This is a genomic window from Burkholderia sp. WAC0059, from assembly GCF_002870125.1.
GTDB lineage: Bacteria > Pseudomonadota > Gammaproteobacteria > Burkholderiales > Burkholderiaceae > Paraburkholderia.
In genome coordinates this window covers 21,386-46,044 of record NZ_PNEO01000019.1, presented here as the reverse complement: position 1 = coordinate 46,044, position 24,659 = coordinate 21,386, and the positions used below count along the sequence as shown (strand labels likewise).

General features: G+C 70.5%; 20 protein-coding genes. 10 read left to right on the top strand and 10 right to left on the bottom strand.

Features of this window, described 5'->3' with window-relative positions:
* Window positions 1–11: 11 nt before the first annotated feature.
* The 7 genes from CY652_RS18655 to CY652_RS18625 all read right to left on the bottom strand — a co-directional run bounded on the left by CY652_RS18655 (window position 12) and on the right by CY652_RS18625 (window position 8,422).
* Window positions 12–1,151: a DUF2827 domain-containing protein gene (locus CY652_RS18655; protein WP_102132205.1), complete on the bottom strand. Its 1,140-nt coding sequence runs from the start codon at window positions 1,149–1,151 to the stop codon at window positions 12–14.
* Window positions 1,148–1,759 carry a hypothetical protein gene (locus CY652_RS18650; protein ID WP_102132204.1) on the bottom strand — a complete coding sequence of 204 codons (612 nt, stop codon included), beginning with the start codon at window positions 1,757–1,759 and terminating at the stop codon, window positions 1,148–1,150. The genes CY652_RS18655 and CY652_RS18650 overlap by 4 nt, the downstream gene beginning before the upstream one ends.
* Window positions 1,760–1,863: 104 nt before the next feature.
* Window positions 1,864–3,003 (bottom strand): DUF2827 domain-containing protein, encoded by a 1,140-nt coding sequence (locus tag CY652_RS18645; protein ID WP_102132203.1) that lies wholly within the window; start codon window positions 3,001–3,003, stop codon window positions 1,864–1,866.
* Between the two features lie 288 nt (window positions 3,004–3,291).
* Window positions 3,292–5,058, bottom strand: a complete 1,767-nt coding sequence (locus CY652_RS18640; protein ID WP_102132202.1) for a cobaltochelatase CobT-related protein — start codon at window positions 5,056–5,058, stop codon at window positions 3,292–3,294.
* Complete coding sequence (locus CY652_RS18635; protein ID WP_102132201.1) at window positions 5,055–6,281, bottom strand: AAA family ATPase; 1,227 nt, start codon at window positions 6,279–6,281, stop codon at window positions 5,055–5,057. The genes CY652_RS18640 and CY652_RS18635 overlap by 4 nt, the downstream gene beginning before the upstream one ends.
* Window positions 6,282–6,444: 163 nt before the next feature.
* On the bottom strand, window positions 6,445–7,068 hold the full coding sequence (locus CY652_RS18630; protein WP_374703674.1) for a helix-turn-helix domain-containing protein: 624 nt from the start codon (window positions 7,066–7,068) through the stop codon (window positions 6,445–6,447).
* A 40-nt stretch (window positions 7,069–7,108) separates the two neighbouring features.
* On the bottom strand, window positions 7,109–8,422 hold the full coding sequence (locus CY652_RS18625; protein ID WP_102132199.1) for a M20 family metallo-hydrolase: 1,314 nt from the start codon (window positions 8,420–8,422) through the stop codon (window positions 7,109–7,111).
* A 644-nt stretch (window positions 8,423–9,066) separates the two neighbouring features.
* On the opposite strand from CY652_RS18625, the gene CY652_RS18620 reads away from it, so the two are divergent.
* From CY652_RS18620 to CY652_RS18580, 9 genes are all read left to right on the top strand, one after another.
* Entirely contained in the window at window positions 9,067–10,188 is a 1,122-nt protein-coding gene (locus CY652_RS18620) for a substrate-binding protein (RefSeq protein ID WP_102132258.1), read from the top strand.
* 19 nt (window positions 10,189–10,207) lie between these two features.
* Entirely contained in the window at window positions 10,208–11,044 is an 837-nt protein-coding gene (locus tag CY652_RS18615) for a branched-chain amino acid ABC transporter permease (RefSeq protein WP_102132198.1), read from the top strand.
* Window positions 11,045–11,093: 49 nt separating this feature from the next.
* Window positions 11,094–12,899, top strand: coding sequence for a branched-chain amino acid ABC transporter ATP-binding protein/permease (locus CY652_RS18610; protein ID WP_102132257.1), 1,806 nt, complete (start codon window positions 11,094–11,096; stop codon window positions 12,897–12,899).
* Window positions 12,896–13,624: an ABC transporter ATP-binding protein gene (locus CY652_RS18605; RefSeq protein WP_102132197.1), complete on the top strand. Its 729-nt coding sequence runs from the start codon at window positions 12,896–12,898 to the stop codon at window positions 13,622–13,624. The genes CY652_RS18610 and CY652_RS18605 overlap by 4 nt, the downstream gene beginning before the upstream one ends.
* A 19-nt stretch (window positions 13,625–13,643) precedes the next feature.
* Complete coding sequence (locus tag CY652_RS18600) at window positions 13,644–14,576, top strand: DUF1028 domain-containing protein (RefSeq protein ID WP_102132196.1); 933 nt, start codon at window positions 13,644–13,646, stop codon at window positions 14,574–14,576.
* Window positions 14,569–15,987, top strand: a complete 1,419-nt coding sequence (locus CY652_RS18595; RefSeq protein WP_102132195.1) for an amidase — start codon at window positions 14,569–14,571, stop codon at window positions 15,985–15,987. The genes CY652_RS18600 and CY652_RS18595 overlap by 8 nt, the downstream gene beginning before the upstream one ends.
* A complete protein-coding gene (locus CY652_RS18590) occupies window positions 15,984–16,820 on the top strand; it encodes a nitrilase family protein (RefSeq protein WP_102132194.1) in 837 nt (278 codons plus the stop codon). The genes CY652_RS18595 and CY652_RS18590 overlap by 4 nt, the downstream gene beginning before the upstream one ends.
* 87 nt (window positions 16,821–16,907) lie before the next feature.
* Window positions 16,908–17,792, top strand: coding sequence for an MBL fold metallo-hydrolase (locus tag CY652_RS18585; RefSeq protein ID WP_102132193.1), 885 nt, complete (start codon window positions 16,908–16,910; stop codon window positions 17,790–17,792).
* Between the two features lie 75 nt (window positions 17,793–17,867).
* Complete coding sequence (locus CY652_RS18580; protein ID WP_102132192.1) at window positions 17,868–18,671, top strand: sulfite exporter TauE/SafE family protein; 804 nt, start codon at window positions 17,868–17,870, stop codon at window positions 18,669–18,671.
* A 204-nt stretch (window positions 18,672–18,875) separates the two neighbouring features.
* Here CY652_RS18580 and CY652_RS18575 read toward each other — a convergent pair whose 3' ends face one another.
* Window positions 18,876–19,958 (bottom strand): aldo/keto reductase, encoded by a 1,083-nt coding sequence (locus CY652_RS18575; protein ID WP_102132191.1) that lies wholly within the window; start codon window positions 19,956–19,958, stop codon window positions 18,876–18,878.
* Window positions 19,959–20,142: 184 nt separating this feature from the next.
* Here CY652_RS18575 and CY652_RS18570 point away from each other — a divergent pair, with 184 nt between their 5' ends.
* Window positions 20,143–21,078, top strand: a complete 936-nt coding sequence (locus tag CY652_RS18570; RefSeq protein ID WP_258002362.1) for an AraC family transcriptional regulator — start codon at window positions 20,143–20,145, stop codon at window positions 21,076–21,078.
* Window positions 21,079–21,137: 59 nt separating this feature from the next.
* On the opposite strand, the gene CY652_RS18565 is transcribed toward CY652_RS18570, so the two are convergent.
* Together CY652_RS18565 and CY652_RS18560 are read right to left on the bottom strand one after the other, a co-directional pair.
* Entirely contained in the window at window positions 21,138–22,721 is a 1,584-nt protein-coding gene (locus tag CY652_RS18565; protein WP_102132189.1) for a methyl-accepting chemotaxis protein, read from the bottom strand.
* 285 nt (window positions 22,722–23,006) lie between these two features.
* On the bottom strand, window positions 23,007–24,623 hold the full coding sequence (locus tag CY652_RS18560; protein ID WP_102132188.1) for a Na+/H+ antiporter: 1,617 nt from the start codon (window positions 24,621–24,623) through the stop codon (window positions 23,007–23,009).
* Window positions 24,624–24,659 lie beyond the last annotated feature (36 nt).

The following is a 24,659-nucleotide window of genomic DNA, read 5'->3' as shown; positions in this document are numbered from 1 at the left end:
AGCGCGCGCCGCTACCGGACGGGCCGGCGCATCAGCGCGTCGAGCAACGCGGCGTAGGCGGTCACGACCTCGCTGCATTCGGGCAGGAAACGGCCGATGCGCGCGCGCTGGCGGGCCCGGTAGGCCGGCGCGTCGCCGCGCGTATCGATGGCTTCGATCAGGCGGCGCGCGCCCGCATGCGCGTCGTTCGCCTCGTAGTAATAGCCGAGCTCGGGGCACAGCGACGCGTTGTGGACGAGCGGATAGCCCTGCCAGCACGCTTCCAGATAGATGTAGTTGAGCGGGTTCTCGAGCTGGTGGGACACCATGACGTCGGTGTGCTGCGCGAGGAACGCCGGCGTGTCGTGGCGCCCGAGGAAGACGGCCTTGTGGTCGCGCACGATGTCGAGCTGGTTCATCAGCGCGATGAAGTCGGCGTTGCGCTGCGCGATCTGCAGCGCGTTCGTCACCTGTAGCAGCGCGATGTCGCCGGGCCGTTCGCGATACGCGAGTTCCGCGATCAGCGCCGGATAGAGGCAGAACTTCACGATGTCGATGTTCGGCTCCAGCACCGAGAGCCGCACCGGCCCCGGACGCGGCTCGAACAGGCCCGCGTTGGGCAACGCCCGGGCACGTTCCTCGACGAACACGGGGCTCCAGACGAACGGCACTACGCGGCCCGGAATGCGCCGCAGCACTTCGAAGAACGACCGGCTGTTGCCCGCGACCTGCGGAATGATCCAGATGTCGTCGTAGCGCGGGTTGACGAACAGGTGCTCGCCCCACATGGGCTTGTCGAACAGCACGGCCTCGGCGGCGTGGATATATTCGAAGCCGCAGCAGTAGGACACGAGCCGCGCGCCGCGCGCCTTGAGGTAAGCCGTGCGTCCGGCGTCGAGCTGGCCGCCCAGTTCGATCACGACGTCGAGCGCGTCCTTCGCCTCGTCGAACGTGCGGGTCGGCCAGCGTTCGAGGTCCCACGGCAGCGCGGACGTGACGGGTATCGCCGTCGTGTTCACGAGCGTCGCGGCGGCGACGTTGGGGCAGCGGCGCAGCGTCTCGGCGAGAAACACGGCGTTCTGTTTGATGCCGTTGTTCCAGAGCGTTTCGTCCGGCTGATGCAGCCCGATCGTGATGCCGATGCGCAGGCCGCCGGCGTTCGTCGTGCTCATTGCGCGCCGCCTCCCGCCGCGTTGCCGGCGGCGAAGTTGACGTAGCGGCGGATGCTCAGGCACCCCGGCGCCGAATCGATCAGCGACACCGTGGAGCCGGGTTCCTGCTGCGTGGCGTAGACGGTCATGTGCGGCAGCAGCCGGGTCGCCTGATAGCCGTGCAGCTCGCGTTGCGCGATCTGCTGGCAGGGATGCGCTTCGAACTCGATCCGCTCGGCCAGCACCGAGCAGGCGCCCCCGGCCGCCGGCACGGCGTTCACCGACATCGCGGCGTTGCCGCCGGCGGTTTCGAGGCCGAGCAGCGAGAACACGGGGCCTTCGTTGGGACGGCGGCGGTCCCAGTCGAACAGCACGTCGCTGTTGCGCGCGTCGCGCACGCCGATCGACGAGAGCGCGGCGAGCGCGGGCAGGCATTGGCGCACGCCGACGTTCGACGCGGCGGCGACGACGGGATTGCGTTTCGGCGGCGGCGCGCCGTCGTGCGAAAGCACGCCCTGGGCGAACGCCGTGCCCGCGACGCAGGCGCTCGCGAGCGCGAGAAGCGCGACGGCGAGCCGGCCGGCGGACCGCAGCCGGCCGATACGGAAAATGCGGGATCGAAATTTCATGGCGATACGACTCCATTGACGTTTGACGTTCGTTCACGGACGGGGCGCCTCGAGCGCTTTGCCGTGCAGCCGGACGTGGCGCCGGTGTCCCGGACGCGGGGTTTTCAGAAAGGCGCGCGCGGCGCGCCGGCGAGCGCGCGCAGACGCGCGGCATAGGCCTGCAGGTTCGCTTCGCTGAACGGATTCACGGCGTCGAACACGGCGCGCGAGCGGGCGCGGTAGTCGTCGAGTTGCGCGTCGTGATCGCGCCGGGCGTCCAGCAGCCTCGCGGCGCCCGCGACCGCGTCGAAGTCGGGGTAGTAGTAGCCCGCGCCGGCGAGCCATGGCGAGTTGTGGACGAGCGGATAGTCGCCGTGGAGCACGTCGAGATAGCTGTAGTTCTGGTCGTTTTCCCATTGATGGGCGACGACGGCGTCGGCGTGCTGGCTCATGAAGCCCACGATGTCGTGCCGCCCGTGGAAGGCCGCGCGATGCTCGCGCACGAGATCGAGCGAGTTGGCGAAATGAAGCAGCGTGGGATGGTCCTTCATGTGCTGCGTGTTGAGCGCGTGCATCGCGGCCACGCTGTCGCGCCTCGCCCGATACGCCTCGTCGCAGACGAGCATCGGAATGCTCGAGGTCTTCACGACCGAGATGTTCGGCTCGAAAATCGCCACGCGCAGCGCGCCCCCTGCCGCCTCGCGCGCGGCGCGGCCCGCTTCGTAGCCGTAATGCAGGCCGTGGCCGGCAACTTCGGCGATGCGCGCCTCGACGAACATCGGATGCCAGACGTAGGGCACGACGTGCGCGGGGCAACGATGCAGCGTGCGCATCATCGGCGCGAGCTTGCGGTCCTTGGGCAGCAGCCAGACTTCGTCGCAGCGCTCGGGGCGCGACACATGCACCGGGCGCCCGAACACGGCCGGCTCGATCACCATGGCGTAGGGCTGGCCGCAGCAGAAAAAGACGACCTTGCGGCCGCGCGCGCGCATTAGGTCGAGCCAGCGTTCGTCGAGCGCGCCGGCCATCTCGACGACGACGTCGACGAGATCGGTCGCGTCGCGCTGCGTGACGATGCGCAGGTCCGGCGCGAGATCGCAGGCGAGGTCGGGCAGGCGGCGCTCGCTGCCGACGTCGACGAGCACGACGTCGCGCACGAACGGCAGACGCCGGAGGGCGAGGGCGAAGAAGAGGACGTTCTGACCGAGGCCGTTTTGCCAGATGCTCTGGCCTTCGTGGCTCAAGGCCGATATGCCGATGCGCACGGAACACGCTCCTGGTGCCGGTCGACTGGCGAAAACCGGCCGACATTGACGAAAAAGGGGGCGCGCGGGCTGGGCGGATCGAGGCGGCGGGAGCGGGGACCGACTGACGAACGACTGGCTGGCGACGATAGGCGGAGCCTTGCGCCGAAACCCGCGATCATCGCCGTTTAGAGCCGGGGGACGCCACCGTTTCGGCACGGCGAGTTGACGTGAATCATGGAATGGCGAGAGGGCCGGATCGGAGAACGGGCTGCGCGCTTTCGCCGCGGTGGCCCGCCGGAACGGCCGTCAGGATGCCGAACGACCTGGCCGGGCGCCGCCGTTTCGGCGATTGAGCAGCGCCTGCCCCAGCATGTCGAACGCGGCGCCGGGCAGATCCTGCAGTTGCTCGACGACGCGGCTCGTCGGGTAGAACGTCTCGACCGCGTCGTCGAGAATGCCGACGCCGATCAGCTCGACGCCGCGCGCGCCGAGCGCGGCGATACGCGCGCGCAGGTCGGTGCGCAGGATGGCCGGGTTGCCGTCGCCCGTGGCCGGATAGCCGTCGGACAGCACCATCAGGATGCGGCGCTGCGCCCGCCTCGCGAGCAGGCGCTCCGCGGCCCACGCCAGCGCCTCGCCGTCCGGATTCTCGTGGCCGCATTCGATGCGCGCGAGCCCGCTCAGGTCGTCCGAGTCGAAGCGCTTGTAGACCTGCAGATCGAGCCGCTCGACGAAGCGGTTGTAGCCCTCGAGCGATTGACCGTCCGCCAGCCGGCGCGCGTGGTAAGCGCGCATGGCCGGGTCTTCGATGGAGCTGTAGCCGAGCACCTCGCAGGCGAAGCCGAGCTGGACGAGCGCATCGGCCAGCGCCGCCGCGCAGCGTTGCGCAAGCTCGATCTTGCGGCCGGCCATCGAGCCGCTGCGGTCGATGAGCAGGCTCACCGCCGCGTCCCGTCCCGGCGCGACGCGGCGCACGCGGAACGGCGTCCGGTAGCCGGGCGAGGTGGCGAGCCGCGCGAGCGCGGGACGGTCGAGCTCGCCGCGCTCCTGCTCGCGCTTCCAGTGCGATTGCTCGTCGGCCTTCAGCGCGCGTTCGAGCCGGGCCTTCAACGGCGCGGTCTCGGCGCGCGCCGCGCCGCGCAGCTTGCGCCAGCGCGTCGGGTCGCCCTGGCCCGTCAGGTCCGTGACGAGGTCGAACGCCGTCGTCAACGGGATCGAGAGGACGGGCTGGAGGCTGACCGCCTGGACGCGCGCGCCGGGCGCGCCTTCGCCGCTCGGCTCGGCCTCCGGGTCGGACGGCGTGTCGGCTGCCGACGCGGCATCGGTCGATTCGGCCGCTTCCGGTCTCGAGGCGTCTGGCCCGGCTTCCGCGCCGTCCCCGTCGAAATCGATCTCGCGCCGGATCGTTTCGGTATCCGGCGTATCGTCCGCATCGGCCGAGAACATCATGTTGTTGACGTTGCCTGCCGTCAGCATGCGCACGCGTTCCACGAGCCCCAGCGCGGCGCGCACGCTGTCGGCCGTCGAGCGCGCGGCCCGGGCCTGCGCGAGCAGGTCGGTCACGGCGGCAAGCGCGGCGTCGAGCGACGGGCTGCGTTCGTGGGCGGCCGGCGCTTCGTCCCAGAGCGCGCGCTCGACGCGCCAGGCGAAGCGGTCGCGCCAGGCGAGCCGCGGCCATCGCGCGGCCAGCCGTTGTGCTTCGGCGAGCCGATGCCGCGCGAGGAAGGCCGACGTGCCGGGGTAGTCCTGGGCCAGCCTCGCGCAGGCGAGCCGGTCGTCGACGATCTGGGCGAGCGCGCGCGCCGCCGGCGAGGCCAGCCGGCCGATTTGCGCGGCATCGCTGAACCGTGCGCGGGCCGCGAGCCGGTCGAGCTGGCCCGTCAGCGCGTCGGCCGGCGTGCCGCGCCGGGCGGCATCCGCCGGGATGACGATGCGGTGGCGTTCCACTTTCGCGTCGTCGCCGGCGAGCCGCACCTCGATGTCGGGCCGGCCCGTCAGCGCGCGCGCGAGCCGGCCGAGGCGTTCGGCCAGGGCGTCCTCGTCGAGCTCGCGCGCGCCGGCCATCGCCTTCATCCGTCGAGCGCGATGTAATGCCGGACGATGCCGCGAATCAGCTCGGCATCCTCGGCGCCGACCTTCGCGTAGATCGTCGGGCCCGCGGCGGTCTCGGGGTCGCCTGTGTGCAGCATCAGCTCGGTCCAGTCGAGCAGGCGCCGCGTCGAGAACGCGCCGGCCAGGTCCTCGCGCAGGAACGCCTCGCGGCAGGCCGCGGCGATCGCCGCGAGCGTGTCGGCCATCGCGGCGGTGACGCGTTCGCCGAATGTCTGCCGCAGCACCTGCGCCTCGTCGGCGGGCGAGAGATAGTCGACGTGATAGACGCGCCAGCGGTCGAGGAACGCGTCGTTCATCAGGTTGGCGCCCTGGTAAAGATGGCGGTAGCGGCCCATCATGCCCACGGCGTTGGCCGTGGCGAAGAGCCGGAACGCGGGATGCGGCGCGACGGTCTCGTTGCCCTTTTCCTTGAGCAGCAGCCGGCCGCCCGGTTCGAGCACGGCCGTGAGCACGGCGAGAATGGCGGGCTCGGCGAAATCGACCTCGTCGACGATGAGCCAGAGCCCCGCGCGCATGGCCGCCGGCAGCACGCCGTCGATCCAGATCGTCTCGCCGCCCTTGACGGTCCAGAAGCCGACGAAGTCGCCGACCGTCGTCTGGCCGTTCATGTTCGAGCGCAGGACGCCCTGGTTCGCGCGGGCCGCGATCTGCTCGATGAGGCTCGTCTTGCCCGTGCCCGTGTGGCCGATGAGCAGCAGCCGCCGGTTCCCGGCGACGTCGCGCGCCACGTTTTCCGCCTGGGCCGAGAACAGATACGCCGCGTTGACGGCCGGCACGAGCGGGCCGCCGCTGCCCGTCGGCACGGCGACGCCGCCGATGCGCGCGTAGTCCTTGCCGTCCTCGCGGGTTTCGTCGTCGTGGTTCGACGCGCTCGCCGCCGCCTGGCGCAGGTCGCGCATGAAGTGCTCGCGGCCGGCCGGCTCCGCCGCCGGCTGCCCGGCCTCCGCGCGGCGAACGAAGCCCTCGCGCCGCCATTTGTGCAGTTTTGCTTCGAGATTGTCGGGATCGACGACCGTGTCGACGTCGGTTTCTCCGTCGGCGCGCCGATGCTGGATGCGGTACATGTGCGGCCGGTCCGAGCGGCTGACGACCCAGTGGCCGCCGTCGGCCTCGTCGGGATGATCGTAGAAGCCGACGAGCGTGCTGTCGTGGGCGGGCGCGTGCAGGGGAACGGGCGAAGACATGGGGCGGACGGACGGTGGCGACGGGTCGGTTGCGGGCGGCGCAGCGCCGGAGGGGGCGCCGTGCGGCCCGCGCTTCAGCGCATAGTATGGCGCAACGCCGCGCCGGCGGGTGGGCGGACGCCGCGCCGCCGGGCGCCGCCCAGTAGGTCGCTCTATACGTCGCTCAGTACGTCGCCGGCGTATTGACCCAGAAGATCCGCGTCGTCGTGCTGCCCGCGTTGCGGTAGCCGTGCGGCGTGTCGCTCGAAAACGAGAACGCGTCGCCGGCATGGAGGGTGTAGCGGTTCTCGCCGAGGATCAGCTCGACGGTGCCTTCGAGCACGAGGCCCACTTCCTCGCCGGTGTGCTCGATTAGCCCGTCGCTGCCCGCGCCGGGTTCGAGGATGTGGATGTTCGCCTGCAACAGGCCGTTGCGGCTTGGCAGCACGACGCGTTCGAGCGCGATGCCGCCGCCGCGGATGACGAGGCGTTCGCCCTGGCGGATGACGGGCCCCGCCACCGGCTCGACGGGCGCGGTCAGCGTGGAGATGTTGGTGTCGAGCGCGACGGCGAGCCGGTGCAGCATGGCGAGCGAGGGCGCCGCGGTGCCCTTCTCGACCTTCGAAATCAGGCTCTCCGAGCACTCGGCCTTGCGGGCGAGCTGTAGCAGCGTCATCCCGGCCGCGAGGCGCGCATGGCGCAGCCGCCGGCCGAGCAGCGCCTGCGGCGACGACGACGGCGAGGGCGCTTCGGCGGGCGCGGCGGCGGTTTTGGTCCGGGAGGCGGTGGTGCGGGTCGCTTTCTTCAAGATCGGTGGGGCGTGGGGTTCGGCGCCGGGCGGCAGGTGCTCAGCGGTTCGCCAGCTCGGTCACGACGTGGGCCAGCGCCTGCGCGCCCAGGCCCAGTTGCCGGGGCTCGGTGTATTCGGCCGGATTATGACTGATTCCGTCGCGGCTCGGCACGAAGATCATCGCGGTCGGGCAGAGGTCGGCGAGGTACATCGCGTCGTGGAACGCGCCCGACGTGAGCCGCAGCGGCGCGCGCTCGTGCGCGCGCGAAGAAGCGCGCGCGCAGCCGCGCTCGACGGCTTCGACCATTGCGTCGGGAAAGCGCGTCGTGCCGCGCGCGAAGAGTGGTTCGACGCGCACCCGATAGCCGTCCTCACCGTCGAGCGCCGTGGTTGCCGCGACGACGGCGGCTTCGAAGCGTTCGAGCACGTCCTCGTCGACAGCGCGCGTGTCGAGCGTGAACTCGACTTCGCCGGCAATGGTGTTGATCGAATTGGGCGCGACGCGCCAGCGGCCGAGCGTGACGCGCAGGCCGCGCCCGGCCAGGTCGTCGGCCGCCGCGTAGAGCTGGCCGGCGAGCCGCTGTGCGGCTTTCATCGCGTCGCGGCGCGTCTCGACGGGCGTCGTGCCCGCGTGCGCCGCGCGGCCTTCCACCGTCACGGAGAACCACCGCACGCCCTGGATGCCGGTCACGACGCCGAGCGGCGTCGCGGCGTGCTCGAGCACGGGCCCCTGCTCGATGTGCAGCTCGACGCAGCTATCGACGCTTGCGCCGAGCGTGCCGAGTTCGCGCGTCGAGACGCCGGGCAAGGCCGTCAGCGCGGCGAGCGTCGCGTCGAGCGCGTCGCCGAACACGACGCCCTGTGCGTCGCGCGCGTTCCGGTACTGCGCGAGACGTTCGGGCTGGGCGTAGGCGCTCGAACCCATCGCGCCAGGGCTGAAGCGCGAGCCTTCCTCGTTGGTCCAGACGACGGCTTCGATGGGGCGCTTGGTGACGATGCCGGCGTCGTTGAGCGCCTGCAGCGCTTCGAGCGCGGCGACGACGCCGTAGGCGCCGTCGAGCGCTCCGCCGACGGGCTGCGTGTCGATGTGGCTGCCCGTGAGCACCGGCGGCAGATCGGGCCGCGATCCGGCGCGCCGGAAGAAGAGGTTGGCGCACGGGTCCACCGTCACCTCGCAGCCGAGCGCGAGCGCCCGGGCAATCAGCAGGCGGCGCGCGTCGAGGTCGAGCGGCGTGAGCGTCTCGCGGGCCACGCCGCCGTCGGCGCGGCCGCCGAGGGCGGCGAGCGTGGCGATGGCGGTGTTTAGCCGGTCGGGGTCGACGGTGTCCTGCGCGCGGGCGGCGGCGTCGGGAGTGGGGGCGGCGTGGTTCATCTTCGTCCTTCGAGCGGTGCGCGGGTCTTGCGGGACGCTTCCCTGCCCGGTTCCATGGGTTTGACTCGTATTCAAGTCGTTTGAATTTTGTGCAAGCAAGGCATGTACCACCATTTTAGGGGGCGGGCAGGGTCGAGGCGGGGAAAGCCGCCCGATGCCGCATCGCAGCGGAAGCGGCGGCCCGGATTCGCGCGATGGTTCGGCGGTGCAGGGTGGCCGATATAAGCGTCCGCCGAAGTGACGTTCGCGGTGCGTTTGTCAGCCGAAACGCACCAACGCAATGCGCTGCGCGTTGCCGTGGTGCGTCGCGCCCGATGTCGTTCTGCGACGGGACGAGCCCATGCGCCGCGGCATGGCACGACGCGCATGGGCTCCGGAACGGGCGGCGGCGGAATCCGGAGCGACCGCGAAGAACGGCCGGCGAGGGCAACCGTTCGAGTGGCACGCTGCTTGCATGTCATTCCAGAGACTTGAATTTAGTGCACGGCGCTGGAAGCGGCTCGCCGAGGAAGAAGCCGCAGGCGGCGTTGCAAAGAGGATCCCCACCCACGTCAAGAGGAGTCCGGACCACAATGAAAGCGTTCTTCCCTTCCCTGCCTGCTTCTTTCAGGACATTGGGCGCGCGCGTCGCGCTGGCGACGGCGATGGCCTCGGCTTGTCACGCCGCGTTCGCGGCCGACGACACGGTCAGGATCGGCGTGCCCGTCGGCCTGTCCGGCGCCAACAGCGTCGTCGCGCCGTCGGTCGTGCAGTCGGCGCAGCTCGCCGTCGACGAAATCAACGCGAAGGGCGGGATTCTCGGCCGCAAGGTCGAGCTCGTCGTGGCCGACGACGGCAGCGGCGCGGCCGGCGCGCAGAAGGCGTTCGACTCGCTCATCTTCGACAAGAAGGTCAACGCGCTCATTTCGATGGAGACGAGCGCCGCGCGCAACGCGGGCCTGCCGATCGTCACGCGCGGCCGGATTCCCTACATCTACACGTCGTTCTACGAAGGGCACTCGTGCAACCGCTACATGTACGTCGACGCCTGGGTGCCGGACCAGCAGGTCGCGCCGATCGTCGACTACTTCATGAAGCAGTACCACGCGAAGACGTTCTTCCTGATCGGCAGCGACTACGCGTTCGGTCGCGGCATGCTCGACTTCACGAAGAACTACATCGAGAAGCACGGCGGCAAGGTGGTGGGTAACGAGTACCTGCCGATGGACGGTTCGGACTGGACGCCGATCATCAGCAAGCTGCAGGCGGCGAAGCCCGACGCGCTGATCACCTCGACGGCGGGCGGCGCGCCCAACGTGACGCTGACCAAGCAGCTACGCGCGGCCGGCGTCAAGATTCCGTACGGCAACCTGGCCGTGGACGAGGGCACGGCGAAGAGCATGGGCCAGGACGCCTCGGGCATCTACATCTCGGGCTCGTACGTGACCAACATCGATTCGCCCGCGAACCACGCGTTCCTCGCCGCGATGCAGAAGCGCTTCGGCGCGGACCTGAAGACGCCGAACGACCTCTCGGTGCCCGAGTACGAGGCGATCTACCTCTACAAGGCGGCCGTCGAGAAGGCCGGTTCGTTCGATACGGCGAAGGTGATCCCGGCGCTCGCGCAGGTGAGCTTCGCCGGCCCGCGCGGCACGATCCGCATGGACCGCGAGCGTCATACGCCGCTCACCATGTATCTCGCGCAGGTGCAGCCGGACGGCTCGCTGAAGGTGATCGAGTCTGATCCGAACGTCGATCCGGGCGAGCAGTGCCCGGGCCTGAAATAAACGAAGCGGCGCGACTTTCATGCTGAACTTCTCGCTGGACGTCGTGACGACCGCGGCGATCCTGTTCATCGTGTCGTCGGGGCTGTTGATCATCTTCGGCGTGATGAAGATCATCAACTTCTCGCACGGCGCGTTTCTGACGGTGGGCGGGTATGCGAGCGTGATCGTCGCGCAATTCGGACTGAACTGGTGGTGGAGCCTGCCGTTCTCGCTCGCGATCGGGTTCGCGCTCGGGATGTTCGTCGAGCGCTTCGTGGTGCGGCCGCTCTATGCGCGGCCGCTCGACGCGATTCTCGCGACGTGGGGGCTCGGCATCATCGTGGGCCAGATCATCACGCTCGCATTCGGGCGCGGCGTGCAGATGGTCGACAGCCCCGTGAACGGCGCGCTGCACTTTCTCGGCACCGAGTATTCGGCGTATCGCCTCATTCTCGTCGGCGTCGCGCTCGTCGTGGCGCTCGCGCTGGGCGCGCTGCTCAACGGCACGCGCCTCGGCTTGCAGACGCGCGCCGTCATCATGAACGAGGCGCTCGCGCGCGGGCTCGGCATCAGCAGCGCGCGCGTGCGCTTTCTCACGTTCTGCATGGGCGCGGCGCTCGCCTCGGCCGCCGGCACGCTGATCACGCCGCTCTCGAGCGTCGATCCGAACATGGGCGTGCCGTGGATCGTCGGCGCCTTCATGCTCGTCATGGTGTCGGGTTCGTCGCTCGTCAGCCTGGCCGTCGCCTGCCTCGTTCTCGGCGGGGCGCAGGTGGCGGTCAGCACCTACGTCAATCCCGTGCTCGGCGGGCTCACCATCGCCGTGCTCGCGGCGCTGCTGCTGCGCCTGCGTCCGGAGGGCTTCGCCCGTGGCTGATTCCGATACGACCCTGCGCCTGCCGGGCGCGACCGCGCCGGCCTGGCGCATGCCGGTGGCGGCCGGCGTCGCGGCGCTCGTGCTGATCGCGGCGGGCAGCGTGCTGCTGCCTTCGTTCCTCGTCAACAACCTGATCCGGTCGTTCCTCTACGCCGTGGTCGCCGTCACCGTCGATCTGCTCTGGGGCTACACCGGCATCCTGACCTTCGGCCAGTCGGCGTTCTTCGGCGTCGGCGCCTACGCGGCCGGGCTCATCTTCACGCACGTCGGCTTCTCGGTGCCGCTCGCGCTCGGCGCGCTCGCGGCGAGCCTCGTCGCCGCCTGGCTCGTCTCGCGCGCCGTCGGCTGGCTCGCGTTCTATCACGGCGCCTCGCCGCTCTACGCCTCGGTCGTGACGCTCGTATTGCCCATCGTGCTCGTGCAGGGCATCTACGCGGGCGGCGAGTTCACGGGTTCGAGCAGCGGGCTGTCGGGCTTCGACAGTTTCGATCTGCCGATCGAGGGCTGGTTCGTCATCGCGGGCGGACTGCTCGTCGTCGTCGCCGTGCTGGCCTGGATGTTCGTGCACAGCGACGCGGGGCGGCTGCTCGTCGCGATCCGCGAGAACGAGGCGCGCTGCGAATACCTCGGCATCAACGTGTCGCGCTACAAGCGGCGCCTCTCGGACGTCGCGGCGCTCGTCGCCTCGCTCGCCGGCTTCATTTTTGCCTGCGTGCAGATGGTGGTCGCGCCCGAGTACGCAGACTTCGTGTTCGGCACCGAACTCGTGATCTGGGTAGCGCTCGGCGGGCGCGGCTCGCTGATCGGCCCGATCGTCGGCACGCTGCTGATCGACGTCGGCAGCGCCTACCTGAGCGGCGACTTGCCCTACATCTGGATGCTGCTCGTCGGCGTCGCGTTCGTCGTCGTGATCGTCGCGATGCCGCGCGGTCTCGCGCCCGTCGTCGGCATGGCGGCGCGCAGTGTGCTGCCGCGCCGCCGTCGCCGCGATGCGGCCGTGCCGGTGAGCTTCGTGCCGGCCCAGGCATCCGGCAGGACCGGCGCATTCGGCGCTTCCGACGCTTCCGGCGGCGCGGAAACCGCCGGCCCCGAGCTGGCCGTGGAAGACGTGCGCAAGCATTTCGGCGCGCTGAAGGTGCTCGACGGCATCACGTTCGAGGCGCGCGCGGGCGAGCTGCTGAGCCTGATCGGCCCGAACGGGGCGGGCAAGAGCACGCTGATGCGCTGCATCGCGGACGGCGCCGAGCGCTCGGCCGGCAGCGTGCGCGTGGGCGGCACGGAGATCGGCAAGCGCGCGCCCTACGATTGCGTGGCGCTTGGCGTAGGCCGCAAGTTCCAGACCGCGACGGTGTTCGATTCGCTGACGGTCGGCGAGGCGCTGCGCATCGCGCGCTTTCGCGCGGCGCCGGCATCGGTCTGGCGCCGCGAGCCGGCGCTCGAACTTCCGCAGCCGGCGCTCGACGTGCTGCGCCTGACGGGCCTCGACCGGATGTCGGCGCGCGAGTGCCGCTATCTCTCGCACGGCCAGAAGCAGGCGCTGGAGCTCGCGATGGTGCTGGCGCTCGAGCCGCGCACGGTCCTGCTCGACGAGCCGACGGCGGGCCTCACCAAGCAGGAGCGCACGCAGATCGGCGAGATCTTCATCTCGCTCGCGACGCGCTACCGGATGTGCCTGCTGCTCGTCGAGCACGACCTCGAGTTCGTCCAGCAGATCAGCTCGCGGATCATCGTGCTGCACCAGGGGCGTATCGTGATGGACGGCAGCGTCGACGAGGTCGTGCATTCGGAGCTCGTGCGTGCCGTCTATGCGGGCCATGCCGCGGCCGGTACGGACGGCAAGGAGGCGCACGCATGAACGCGCCGACGAATGCCGTGACGACCCCGGTCATCGCCACTCGCGCGCTGCAGAGCGGGTACGGCGACGCGATGGTGCTCAAGGGCATCGACCTCGCGCTCGCGCCGGGCGAGGTGCTCGCGATTCTCGGCAAGAACGGCATGGGCAAGTCCACGCTGCTCAAGACGCTGATGGGCTACATCCGGCCGGCCGAAGGCGAGATCGCCCTCTTCGGCGAGCCGGCGGCGGGCCTGCCGCCGAACCGGATCGCGCGGCGCGAGGTGGCCTACATTCCGCAGGAAAAGGCGTTGTTCCAGGACCTGAGCGTCGAGGAGAATCTGAAGCTCGCGCTGCGGCGAGACCGCGATTTCCGGCCGATGTTCGCGCGCATCGAGGACCTGTTTCCGTTCCTCAAGGAACGGCTGAAGCAGAAGGCCGGCACGCTCTCGGGCGGCGAGCAGAAGATGCTGCTCGTGGCGCGCGCGCTGATCCGGCGTCCGAAGCTCATCCTCGTCGACGAGATCACCGAGGGCATGCAGCCGTCCGTCATCGAGCGGCTCGGCGGCATCCTGCGCCGCGAGCGCGACGAATCGGGCACCGCGATGCTGCTCGTCGAGCAGCACGTGCCGTTCGCGTTCTCGGTGGCCAGCCGCTACGCCGTGATGGAGCTCGGCGAGATTCCCGCCTCGGGCGAGACCTCGGAGGCGCTCGCGAGCGCCACGGTGTCGCGCTATCTTTCCCTGTGAATGCGAGCGGAGTTCCACGATGACCTTTTCGATCGTCGCGCGCTGCGCGAGAACCGGCCAGCTCGGCGTCGCCGTCAGCACCGCCGTGCCCGCGGTCGGCGCCATGTGTCCGTATCTCAGGCCGAACGTCGGGGCCGTGACGACGCAGTCCTGGGTCAACCCCTATCTCGCGCTGCGCGCGCTCGAGCGGCTCGAAGCCGGCGACAGCGCCGAGGCGGCGCTCGGACACGTGCTGCGCACCGATCCGTCGGCAGACCTGAGGCAGCTCGGCATCGTCGATCGCGCGGGCCGCGGCGTTGCGTGGACGGGGCCGTCCTGCACGGGCTGGGCCGGCGACCGGCGCGGTCCCGGCTACACGGTCCAGGGCAACATGCTCGTCGGCCCGGAGACGCTGGACGCGATGGCCGGGGCGTTCGAGGCGAGCGTCGACGCGCCGCTCGCGCAACGGCTCATGGCCGCGCTCGAAGCGGGCCAGGCGGCGGGCGGCGACCGCCGAGGCCGGCAGTCCGCCGCGCTGAAGGTCGTGGGCGAGGAGGAGTACGCGCTGCTCGACCTGCGCGTGGACGAGCATCCGGACCCGGTGGCCGAGTTGCGCCGCGTGTTCGGCGTCGCGCGGCATCAGCTCGCGCCGTTCGTCGCCGGCATGCCGACGCGCGACGATCCGGGCCGCGCGCCGCCGGCCGACGTGACGGCGATGCTGCTCGCCTCGCCCGCCGAACGCCCGGGCGCGAGCTTGCCCGACGGCGACCCGGCCGCGGACAGCGCGGTGCTCGCCCGCTGGATGGGCACGCGCTTCGCCCCCGGGCGCGTGACGCACAACCTCGCCGTCTATCGCGACATCGCCGGCGAGATCGCGCGGCTGCGCGAGCTCGATCTTGCGGCGTTGCATCCGGCCATCGTGTTCGATCCGCTGCGCGGCCGCGAACCGGAAGAAGGGGCCTCGCATGGCTGACGACCTGTTCGCCGACGACCTGACCGGTCTTGCCGCGCGCCTCGCCGCGGGCGAGGTTTCGCCGCTCGACGTGACCGAGGCGGTGCTCGCGCGCATCGAGGCCGTCGATCCGCACGTCGGGGCGTTCGTGCACGTGAACGCCGACGCGCGCGAAACGGCGCGCCGGCTCACCGACGAACTCGCGCGCGGCGTGTGCCGCGGCCCGCTGCACGGCGTGCCGATCGCGGTGAAGGACAACTACCTGAGCGCGGACATGCCGACCACGGCCGGCAGCCGGGCGCCCGGCTACGCGTTTCCGCTCGAGGATTCGACCGCCGTCGCGCGCTTGCGCGCGGCCGGCGCGGTGCTGATCGGCAAGACGCGCACGCACGAGTTCGCATGGGGCACGGAAACGCCGCCGACGCGCAACCCGTGGGACCTGAGCCGGATTCCGGGCGGTTCCAGCGGCGGCTCGGGCGCGGCGCTGGCGGCGCGGCTCGCGTTCGGCGCGCTCGGCTCCGACACGGGCGGCTCGATCCGCATTCCGGCCAGCCTGTGCGGCGTGGTCGGCCTGAAGCCCACCTTCGGACGCGTGAGCCGCGCGGGCGTCGTGCCGCATAGCTGGTCGCTCGATCACGCGGGGCCGCTCGCGCTTTCGGTGCGCGACGCGGCGCTCATGCTCCAGGTGCTCGCCGGCCCCGATCCGCGCGATCCGGCGACGGCCGCCGCGCCGGTGCCCGACTTCGGCGCGGACCTCGACGCGGGCATTGCGGGCCTGCGCGTCGGCGTATGCCGCAATCACTTTTTCGGTCGCAACGAAGCCGACGTCGAGCGTCTCGTCGAAGCGGCGATCGCCGACCTCGCGGCGCTCGGCGCACAGATCGTCGACTTCGAGATTCCGAACCTGAAGTACGGCCTCGGCGCCATCTACGCGATCGAGCTGGCGTCGTCGAGCGCCTGGCACGACCGCGCGCTGCAGGACGGCGCGACCGCCGCGATGGCCGACGACGTGCGCACGCTCGTCGAGATCGGCCGGCTCGTCAGCGCCTCCGATTATCTGAAGGCCGAGCAACTGCGCGTGCAACTGATCCGCGATTTCGAAGCCGTGCTGCAAAAGGTCGACGTCATCGCGACGCCGGGCTCGTCGGTCACGGCCTGGAAGCGCGGACAGCCGGGCGTCGTCACGGGCGGCATCGAGGAAAGCCCGCTCGCGGCCTCGTGGCGCCTCACCTATCCGTTCAACCTGACCGGCATGCCGGCCCTGTCGCTGCCGTGCGGATTCGATGCGCGCGGGCTGCCCGCCGGCCTGCAACTGGCCGGGCGGCCGTTCGACGAAGCGACGATCCTGCGCGTGGCGCACGCCTACGAGGGCGTGCATCGCTGGAACGACGCGCGGCCGACGCTGCCCGGCGAACCGCGGAGAACCTCATGAAAACCGGAGAAGAAAGCGTGATCGGCGCCGCCTGCATCCAGATGGAGCCGAAAATCGGCCGCAAGGACGAGAACGTCGCGCGCACCGTCGAGCTGATCGGCCGGGCGCACGCGGACGGCGCGCGGCTCGTCGTGCTGCCCGAGCTCTGCAATTCCGGCTACGTGTTCGAGTCGCGCGAGGAGGCGTTCGCGCTCGCGGAGACGCTCGAAGCGGGCGAGACGATCCGCGCCTGGCAGGCGCTTTCCGAGCGTCTCGGCGTGGTGATCGTGGCGGGCTTCGCCGAGCGCGCCGGCGACCGGCTCTACAACGCCGCCGCGATCCTGCGGCCGGGCCACGCGCCGGGCCGCTACCGCAAGCTCCATCTGTGGGGCGAAGAGCAACTGTTCTTCGAGCCCGGCAATCTCGGCGTGCCGCTCTTCGAGACGCCGTTCGGCCGCCTCGCCTGCGCGATCTGCTACGACATCTGGTTTCCCGAGGTTTTCCGCATGGCGGCGCTGGCCGGGGCCGACGCGCTGTGCGTGCCGACCAACTGGGTGCCGATGCCCGCGCAGCCGGCCAACCTGCCCGTCATGGCGAACACGCTGGCGATGGCCGGCGCGCACAGCAACGGCATGTTCGTGCTCGCGGCCGACCGCGTGGGCACCGAACGCGGCCAGCCGTTCCTCGGCAACAGCCTGATCGTCGATCACTTCGGCTGGCCCGCGGCCGGTCCGGCCGGCGCGCACGAAGAGGCCGTGCTGGTTGCCCGCCTGAATCTCGTCGCCGCGCGGCGCAACCGTCAGTTGAACAGCTTCAACCACGTGCTGCGGGACCGCCGGCCGGACGTGTATTGAGCGGATCGTCGACGCCGCCGACCCGTTTGCCCGCCCGTCGTCATTTCGTGGCGATATCATGCAGTCGTTCTGATCCATGGAGACGGCATGAGCGCCACGAGTCCGATGGTCGTCGAAGGCTTCTTCGATCCGGTCACGTCCACGATCAGCTATCTGCTGCTCGACGCCCGCACGGGCGAATGCGCGTTGATCGACAGCGTGCTCGACTTCGACCCGAAGTCCGGGCGCACGCGCACGACGAGCGCGGAGCGGCTCGTCGCGCGCGTGCGCGAGCTCGGCGCCAGCGTGCGCTGGCTGCTCGAAACGCACGTTCATGCCGATCACCTGTCCGCCGCGCCTTACCTGAAGCGGGCGCTCGGCGGGCAGATCGCGATCGGCGCCGGGGTCGTCCGCGTGCAGGAGACGTTCGGCGCGCTCTTCAACGAAGGCCCGCGCTTCGCGCGCGACGGGCGGCAGTTCGACCGGCTGTTCGAGGACGGCGCCGAATTCGGCATCGGCACGCTGACGGCGCGCGCGATGCACACGCCGGGCCATACGCCCGCCTGCATGACCTACGTGGTGAGCGACGGGGTCGAGCGGGCGGCGTTCGTCGGCGACACGCTGTTCTCGCCCGACTACGGCACGGCGCGCTGCGATTTTCCGGGCGGCGACGCGCGCACGCTGTTCCGCTCGATCGGCAGGGTGTTGAGCCTGCCCGCGCAGACGACGCTCTACCTGTGCCACGACTATCAGCCCGACGGCCGTCCCGTGCGGTTCTCGACCACCGTCGCCGAGCAGCGCGAGCGGAACGTCCACGTGCGCGACGGCACGAGCGAGGCGGCGTTCGTCGCGATGCGCACCGCGCGCGACGCGGCCCTCGACATGCCGGTGCTGATGCTGCCCGCGGTGCAGGTCAACATGCGCGCCGGGCGGCTGCCCGAGGCCGAGGAAAACGGCATTTCCTACCTCAGGATTCCGGTCGATGGCCTTTGAACGCATGACGGCGCGGACCGGCCCGGGCATTGGGCGCCGCGAGGTTCGCTGCGCGCGTCGTCCGGGGATTCGCCCATGTTGACTTCGCTTCTGCTCGGCGCGCTCGTCGGCGCGGTGCTGGGCCTGACCGGCGCGGGCGGCGGCATCCTGGCCGTGCCGGCGCTCGTCGTCGGCATGGGCTGGCCGATGCAGCAGGCGACGCCGGTGGCGCTCGTGGCCGTCGCCGGCAGCGCGGCTCTCGGCGCGCTGGAGGCGTTCCGGCGCGGCCTCGTCCGGTATCGCGCCGCGTTTCTGATGGCGGCGGCCGGCGTGCCGCTGACCTCGCTCGGCGTGCGTCTCTCGCACGTCCTGCCGCAACGCCTGCTGATGGCGCTGTTCGCCGCCGTCATGCTGGTCGTGGCGCTGCGCCTGTTGCGCCAGGCACTGGGCGGCGGCGCGCCCGATCCGGCGTCCGGCTTCTGCGTCGGCCACCTCGATCCGGGCACGGGACGGCTCGCGTGGACCTGGTCCGTGGCCGCCGCGCTCGCCGGGACCGGCGCGCTGACCGGGCTGATGACGGGGCTGCTCGGCGTCGGCGGCGGCTTCGTCATCGTGCCGATGCTGCGCAAGCTCACCGACATCCCGATGCACGGCATCGTCGCGACTTCGCTGATGGTGATCGCGCTCGTGGGCGGCGGCGGCATCGCCTCGACGCTGGTTCAGGGCGCCTCGCCGCCGCTCGCGCTGACGCTGATGTTCAGCGCGATGACGGCGGCGGGGATGGTGGCCGGACGCGTCGTCTCGCGTCGGCTGGCGCCGGCGCACGTGCAGATGGGTTTCGCCGTCGCGCTGATCGTCATCGCGCTCGGCTTGATGGCGAAGGCCGCGCTGGGCGTGTGAACGGGGCCGGCGCTGGCTGGCCGTCGCCGGATCAGGCGCTCGTCGATACGAGGCCCGTCGTTTGTCCGTTGGCGAGCATCAGTTGGGCCAACTCGCTTTGCAGGCTTTCCAGTTGGGACTCGATCTGGGTTTTCCGGCTCTCGCCGGCACTTTGTGCTGCCGTGACCGGCCGTTCCTGCTTCCGCGATGCCCCCCCGTGCGTCCTCAGTAACGCGCGGCGCTTGCCGCCAGCAGCGGCGACGACGGCGCCGCAATGCCGTCGACGGTCGTGCCCGGAAAGCCCAGCATCGGCGCCCAGTGCGCGTTGAGATCGGCCGGGAAGTTGAGCGTCGGTTTCGAGACGGCGTCGAGGCGCGCGATCTGCGCGTCGGTCAGCACGAGGTCGAGCGCGGCGAGGTTGGCCGCGAGCTGGTCGGGGCGACGCGCGCCGATCAGCGTCGAGGCCACGCCCGCACGGCTGCGGACCCAGGCCAGCGCGACGGCGGCCGGCGTCGCGCCGATCTCGTCGGCCAGTTCGCACAGCGCCTCGATGACGACGTAGTGCCGTTCCTCCGGCACGCCGACGAGCCCCGTGCGCGCCGTATCGACAGGCGCGGCGTTGCCGCGGCGGAACTTGCCCGAGAGGAAGCCGTTCTTCAGCGGCGACCACGGCATGACGCCCATGCCGAGCGCGGCGGCCATCGGAAACAGCTCGCCCTCGGCCGTGCGCTCGAGCAGCGAGTATTCGAGTTGCACGGCGATGACGGGCGCCCAGCCCCGGAAATGCGCGATGGTCTGTGCCTCCGCAATCTTCCAGGCGGGCAGGTCGGAGAAGCCGATATAGCGGATCTTGCCCGCGGCGACGAGGTCGTCGAGCCCGCGCAGCGTTTCCTCGATCGGTGCCGTGCGGTCCCAGTTGTGCAGCCAGTAGAGGTCGATGTAATCGGTTTGCAGCCGGCGCAGCGACGCCTCGCACTGCTGGATCAGCGCCTTGCGGCCGGCGCCGCCGCCGTTCGGGTCGCCCTCGAACAGGTTGCAGTAGAACTTCGTGCCGATCACGACGCGCTCACGCACGCCTTTGCCCTGCGCGAAGAAGTCGCCGACGATCTTTTCGGCGTGGCCGTTCGTGTAGATGTTGGCGGTGTCGATGAAGTTGCCGCCGCGCTCGAGGTAGGCGGCGATCATCGCTTCGGAATCGGCGACGCTGGCGCCCCAGCCGTGATCCTCGCCGAAGGTCATGGTGCCGAGGCAGAACGGGCTCACGCGCAGTCCCGAACGGCCCAGCGTGACGAAGGAATTGAGCGGCATGTCGATCTCCAGGAAAGTGACGGACGGCGCGCGCCGATGCGTGCCGCCATTTCCTATTGAACGATTTTGCGGGCGGCAAGCGGTAGATCGAAGCTGCCAGCCTGTTGCACAATCCTTCCAGAATCGGCGGGATCGGTATAGGCTCCGGACCGACTGCCGAATTGCCGAACGAGGGAGAACCGGCTTGAAACAACCCGATGTCCGTCTCATGAGCGAGTTGAGGGCGCTGATCGCCCGCCACGCGGGGCCGGCATTCGCGCATCCGGCGCTGGCGGGCGTGCGGATCGCGGCCTCGGATGCGCCGACGCCGCCGTTCGGGCACGTGGCCGAACCCGCCTTCGCGCTCGTGGCGCAGGGCGCCAAGCGCGTGTCGCTCGGCGACCGGGTGTTCGATTACGCGGCCGGCCAGTACCTGACCTTTTCGGTCGATTTGCCGCTCTCCGGTCACGTCGTCGCGGCCAGCGAGGCGACGCCGTTTCTCGGTGTCAGCCTGACGCTCAGGCCCGAGCGGATCGCGGCGCTGCTCGTCGAGGCAGGCGCGCCGCGTCCGAACCCGCGCCTGGGTGCGACCGGGGCCGGGACCGAGGCGCCGGGCATCGCCGTGAGCGAGTTGACCGACGACCTGCTCGACCCCGTCGTCCGGCTGCTGCGGCTACTCGATCGTCCCGAAGATATTCCCGTGCTCGCGCCGGCCATCGAGCGCGAGATGCTGTGGCGGCTCGTCAACGGCGAGCAGGGCCCGATGGTGCGCCAGATCGGTCTCGCCGACAGCCGCGTGGCGCAGATCGGCCGCGCCATCCGCTGGATTCGCGAGCATTACGCCGAGCCCTTGCGGATCGGGGAACTGGCCGCGCGCGTCGGCATGAGCGTCACGTCGTTTCACCGGCATTTCCTTCGCGTGACGACGCTGAGCCCGCTGCAGTTCCAGAAGCAGGTGCGACTGCAGGAAGCCCGCTCGCGGCTCCTCGCGTCGCAAGACGTCGCCGCCGTCGGCTTCGCCGTGGGCTACGGCAGTCCCTCGCAGTTCAGCCGCGAGTACCGGCGGCTCTTCGGCATGCCGCCGGGCGAGGACGGCGAGCGGCTGCGCGAGGAACGCGCGCGCGACGACCTCGCCTGGTGAGGCCGCCGCGGGTCGGCGCGCCGGGCGCCGGGCGCCGGGCGCCGGATTACGCCGCCGCGTCAGGCCACCGCTCCGGGCAGCGAGAAGCGGCCGATCACTTCGCGCAGCGTCGTCGCCTGATCCTTCAGCGACTCGGCGGCGGCCGAGGCTTCCTCGACCAGCGCGGCGTTCTGCTGCGTGACCTTGTCGATCTGGTTCACGGCCACGTTCACCTGCTCGATGCCGGCGCTCTGCTCCTGCGACGCCTCGCTGATCTCGCGCAGGATGTCGTTGACCTGGCGGACCGCGCGCTCGATCTCCTCCATCGTGCTCCCGGCCGTGGACACCTGGCCCGCGCCCTGCTCGACGGTGGTGGCCGAATCTTCGATCAACTGCTTGATCTCGCGCGCTGCCGTCGCCGAGCGCTGCGCGAGGCTGCGCACTTCGGCGGCCACGACGGCGAAGCCGCGTCCCTGGTCGCCCGCGCGCGCCGCCTCGACGGCCGCGTTCAGCGCGAGGATGTTGGTCTGGAACGCGATGCCGTCGATGACGGTGATGATCTCGTTGATCTTCCGCGAGCTCGCGGTGATGGCGTCCATGGTCTGGACCACGTCGCTCACCACGCTGCTGCCGCGTATCGCGATGCCGGCGGCGTCGCCGGCGAGCCGCGACGCCAGCGCGGCGCTCTCGGCGTTGCTTTTGACGTTCTCCGTCATCTGGTTCATGTTCGACGCGGTTTCGAGCAGCGCCGACGCCTGCTGCTCGGTGCGGCGCGAGAGGTCGGCGTTGCCCGCGGCGATTTCCGAGGTGCCGAGCGTGATGTTCTCGGCGCTCGTGCGCACGCCCGAGATGGCGCTGACGAGGCCGTCGCGCATCTTGTGCAGCGCGTACATGAGGCTCTGGGTGTCGCCGCGCGCGACCGGCACGTGGACCGCGAGGTCGCCCTCGGCGACGCGGTGCGCGGTTTCCACGGCGAACTCGATCTGGCCGCCGATCGAGCGGCGGGCGCTTCTCAGCGTGAGCGCCATGATGAGCGTGGCGAGGCCGCCCGCAATGGCGATGCCGGCCAGCCAGCGCAGCGCGCAGGCGACGACGGTGTCGTCGATGTCGTCCATGTAGGCGCCCGTGAAGAGCGTCCAGTCCCAGTCGGCGAAGCGCCGGGCGTAGGCCAGCTTCTCGATGGGCTTCGTGTGGCCAGGCTTCGGCCAGTAGTAGGTCACGAAGCCGCCCTGCGGATTGCCGGCCGCCGAGATGAGGTCCGTGTAGAAGTGCTCGCCGTTGCTGTCCGTCATGTTCGCCATGCTCTTGCCCGTGATTTCCGGCTTGAGCGGATTGATGACGATGACGGCCTGCGAATCGCACACGGTGATGTATCCGTCCGTCCCGTAGCGCAGCGAGGCCAGCACCGCGATGGCCTGCGCCTTCGCGTCGGCCTCGCTCATGGTGTGCTGTTCGGCGGCCTCGTGGAAGCGGTTGATCGCGCTCATTGCCTGGTCGATGACGGCCGAGAGCTGCCGCTGCCGTTCCTCGATGATGGCCTCGCGAGTCTGCCAGATGCCGACGGCACCGATAGCGAGGAGTCCGATCCATAGGACGACGATCGTCGAGGCCAGCTTCTGGTTGAGAGTGAGCGCAATGCGGTTGCCGACCGAGGGAGTGTGCATGGTGATAGGTCCGTCCGGGTTTTGTCGTGGCTGCACGGACAGGCCGCGTGCGATTTTCAGGAGGCCTGTTGTGGCGAATGCCCGTCCAGTTAACGGCCGCGACGGCGCGCTCTTGAGCGTTGCGGGCGTAATAGCGTCGTCGCGACGACGGCAGTTCTATCTGGCGAAACCGGTTGTGCTATCAGGTGAAACCGGCGGCGGGACATGCGCGTATGTGGTGCATTCGGGAGACGCGACGGGGGCCGATGCCGGGTGGGGCCCGTCTCGTTGCCGGCCGTTTTCGTCTCAGGGTTCCAGCAGCCGGTGCAGGCGTAATTCTTCGAGATCGAGTTCGGCCTCGATCCGGTGCAGGACGGTGTCCTGAATCCGGTTTTCCTGATGCAGAAGCAGCAGCGCCTGGCGCGACGCGGAGACGAGGTCGAGTTCGAGCCGCAGGTGCTTCGCGCGCCGCTCGACGTGTTCGGCCCCTTCCGCATGGGCTTTTTCGTTGTTGTGCACGCGCACCCGGTATTCGCCGAGCAGCCGCTCGACGATGTCGCGCTCGTCGTCGTTGCCGCCGTCGGCCGCGCGCGCGATCTTCTCCAGCTCGTGCAGCGAGGCGCGGAACGTGTGCGAGCGCGCCTCGAGTTCGGACATCGTCGTGCGCTGTGGCGAACGCAGCCGCAGCAGGCGGATCAGCGGCGCGAGCGTGCTGCCCTGGATGACGAGCGTCGCGAAGATGACGAGGAACGTGCTGAAAACGATGACGTCGCGGCCCGGAAAATCCGCGGGCAGCGCGAGTGCCGCCGCGAGGCTGACCACGCCGCGCATGCCGGCCCAGCCGAGCACGACGGCTTCGCCGAAGTGCCAGGCGCGCGCGCTCCGGCCGGCGCGTTCGTCCGGCTTCGATCGCAATTTCGACCGCAGTTTCGACGGCAACCAGACCGCCGCGGCGACCCACGCAAGCCGCGCGAGAATGGCGGCGACCGTGGCCGCGAGCGCGACGCCGAGGCCCGCCGCGAGCAGGGTGCCGCCGCGCTCCATCTTCGCGACCATGCCGTTGAGCGCGAGTCCGATCAGGATGAACACCAGCGCGTCGAGCACGAAGACGACGGCCTCCCAGGTGGCCTCCGCCTTGATGCGCACGTGCGCGTCGAACACCTCGTGCTGGCGGATGCCGAGCACGAGGCCGCAGGTCACGACCGACAGCACGCCGGAGCCGTGCAGGTCCTCGGCCACGCTGTAGCTGGCCCAGGCCATCAGGAACGTCAGCACGATGCAGAAGAGCGGCTCGCGCAGCCGCGCGATCAGCCAGACCATGCCGTAGCCGGCGAGCGCGCCGACGGCGACGCCGACGAGCATCAGCATCGAGAAGACCACGGCCGCGTGGCCCGGCGTGAGCTGCCCGGCCACGGCCGCCGCGACGGCCATCTGGTAGAGCAGCAGGCCGGACGCGTCGTTGACGAGGCTTTCGCCCTCGAGCACGGTGACGAGCCTCGGCGGCAGCGGGAAGCGCCGGAGCATGGCTTTCGCGGCGACCGCGTCGGGCGGCGAGACGATGGCGCCGAGCGCGAAGCAGGGCGCCCAGCCGAGCGCGGGCTCGACCGCGTGCACGACGGCGGCGACCGCGACGGTGGTGAAGAGCACGGCGCCGAGCGCGAGCGACAGGATGGGCGCGAGCTCGCGGCGGAAGTCCTTCCAGGCCGTGTAGAAGGCGCTCGACATCAGGAGCGGCGGCAGCACGGCTTCGAGCACGAGGTTGGGGTCCATGCCGGGCGCCGGCCGGCCCGTGAGGGCGACGGCCGAGCCGCCGAGCAGCAGGACGATGGCCGGCGCGAGGGAGAGCCGCTCGGCGAGCCAGGTCAGCGCGGCCGCGCCGGCGATGAGCAGCAGCAGGTAATGGAAAAACTCGACGTGGGTCATGTCGCCGGGCTCCCTCGGTGCGTCGGTATCAGGTGC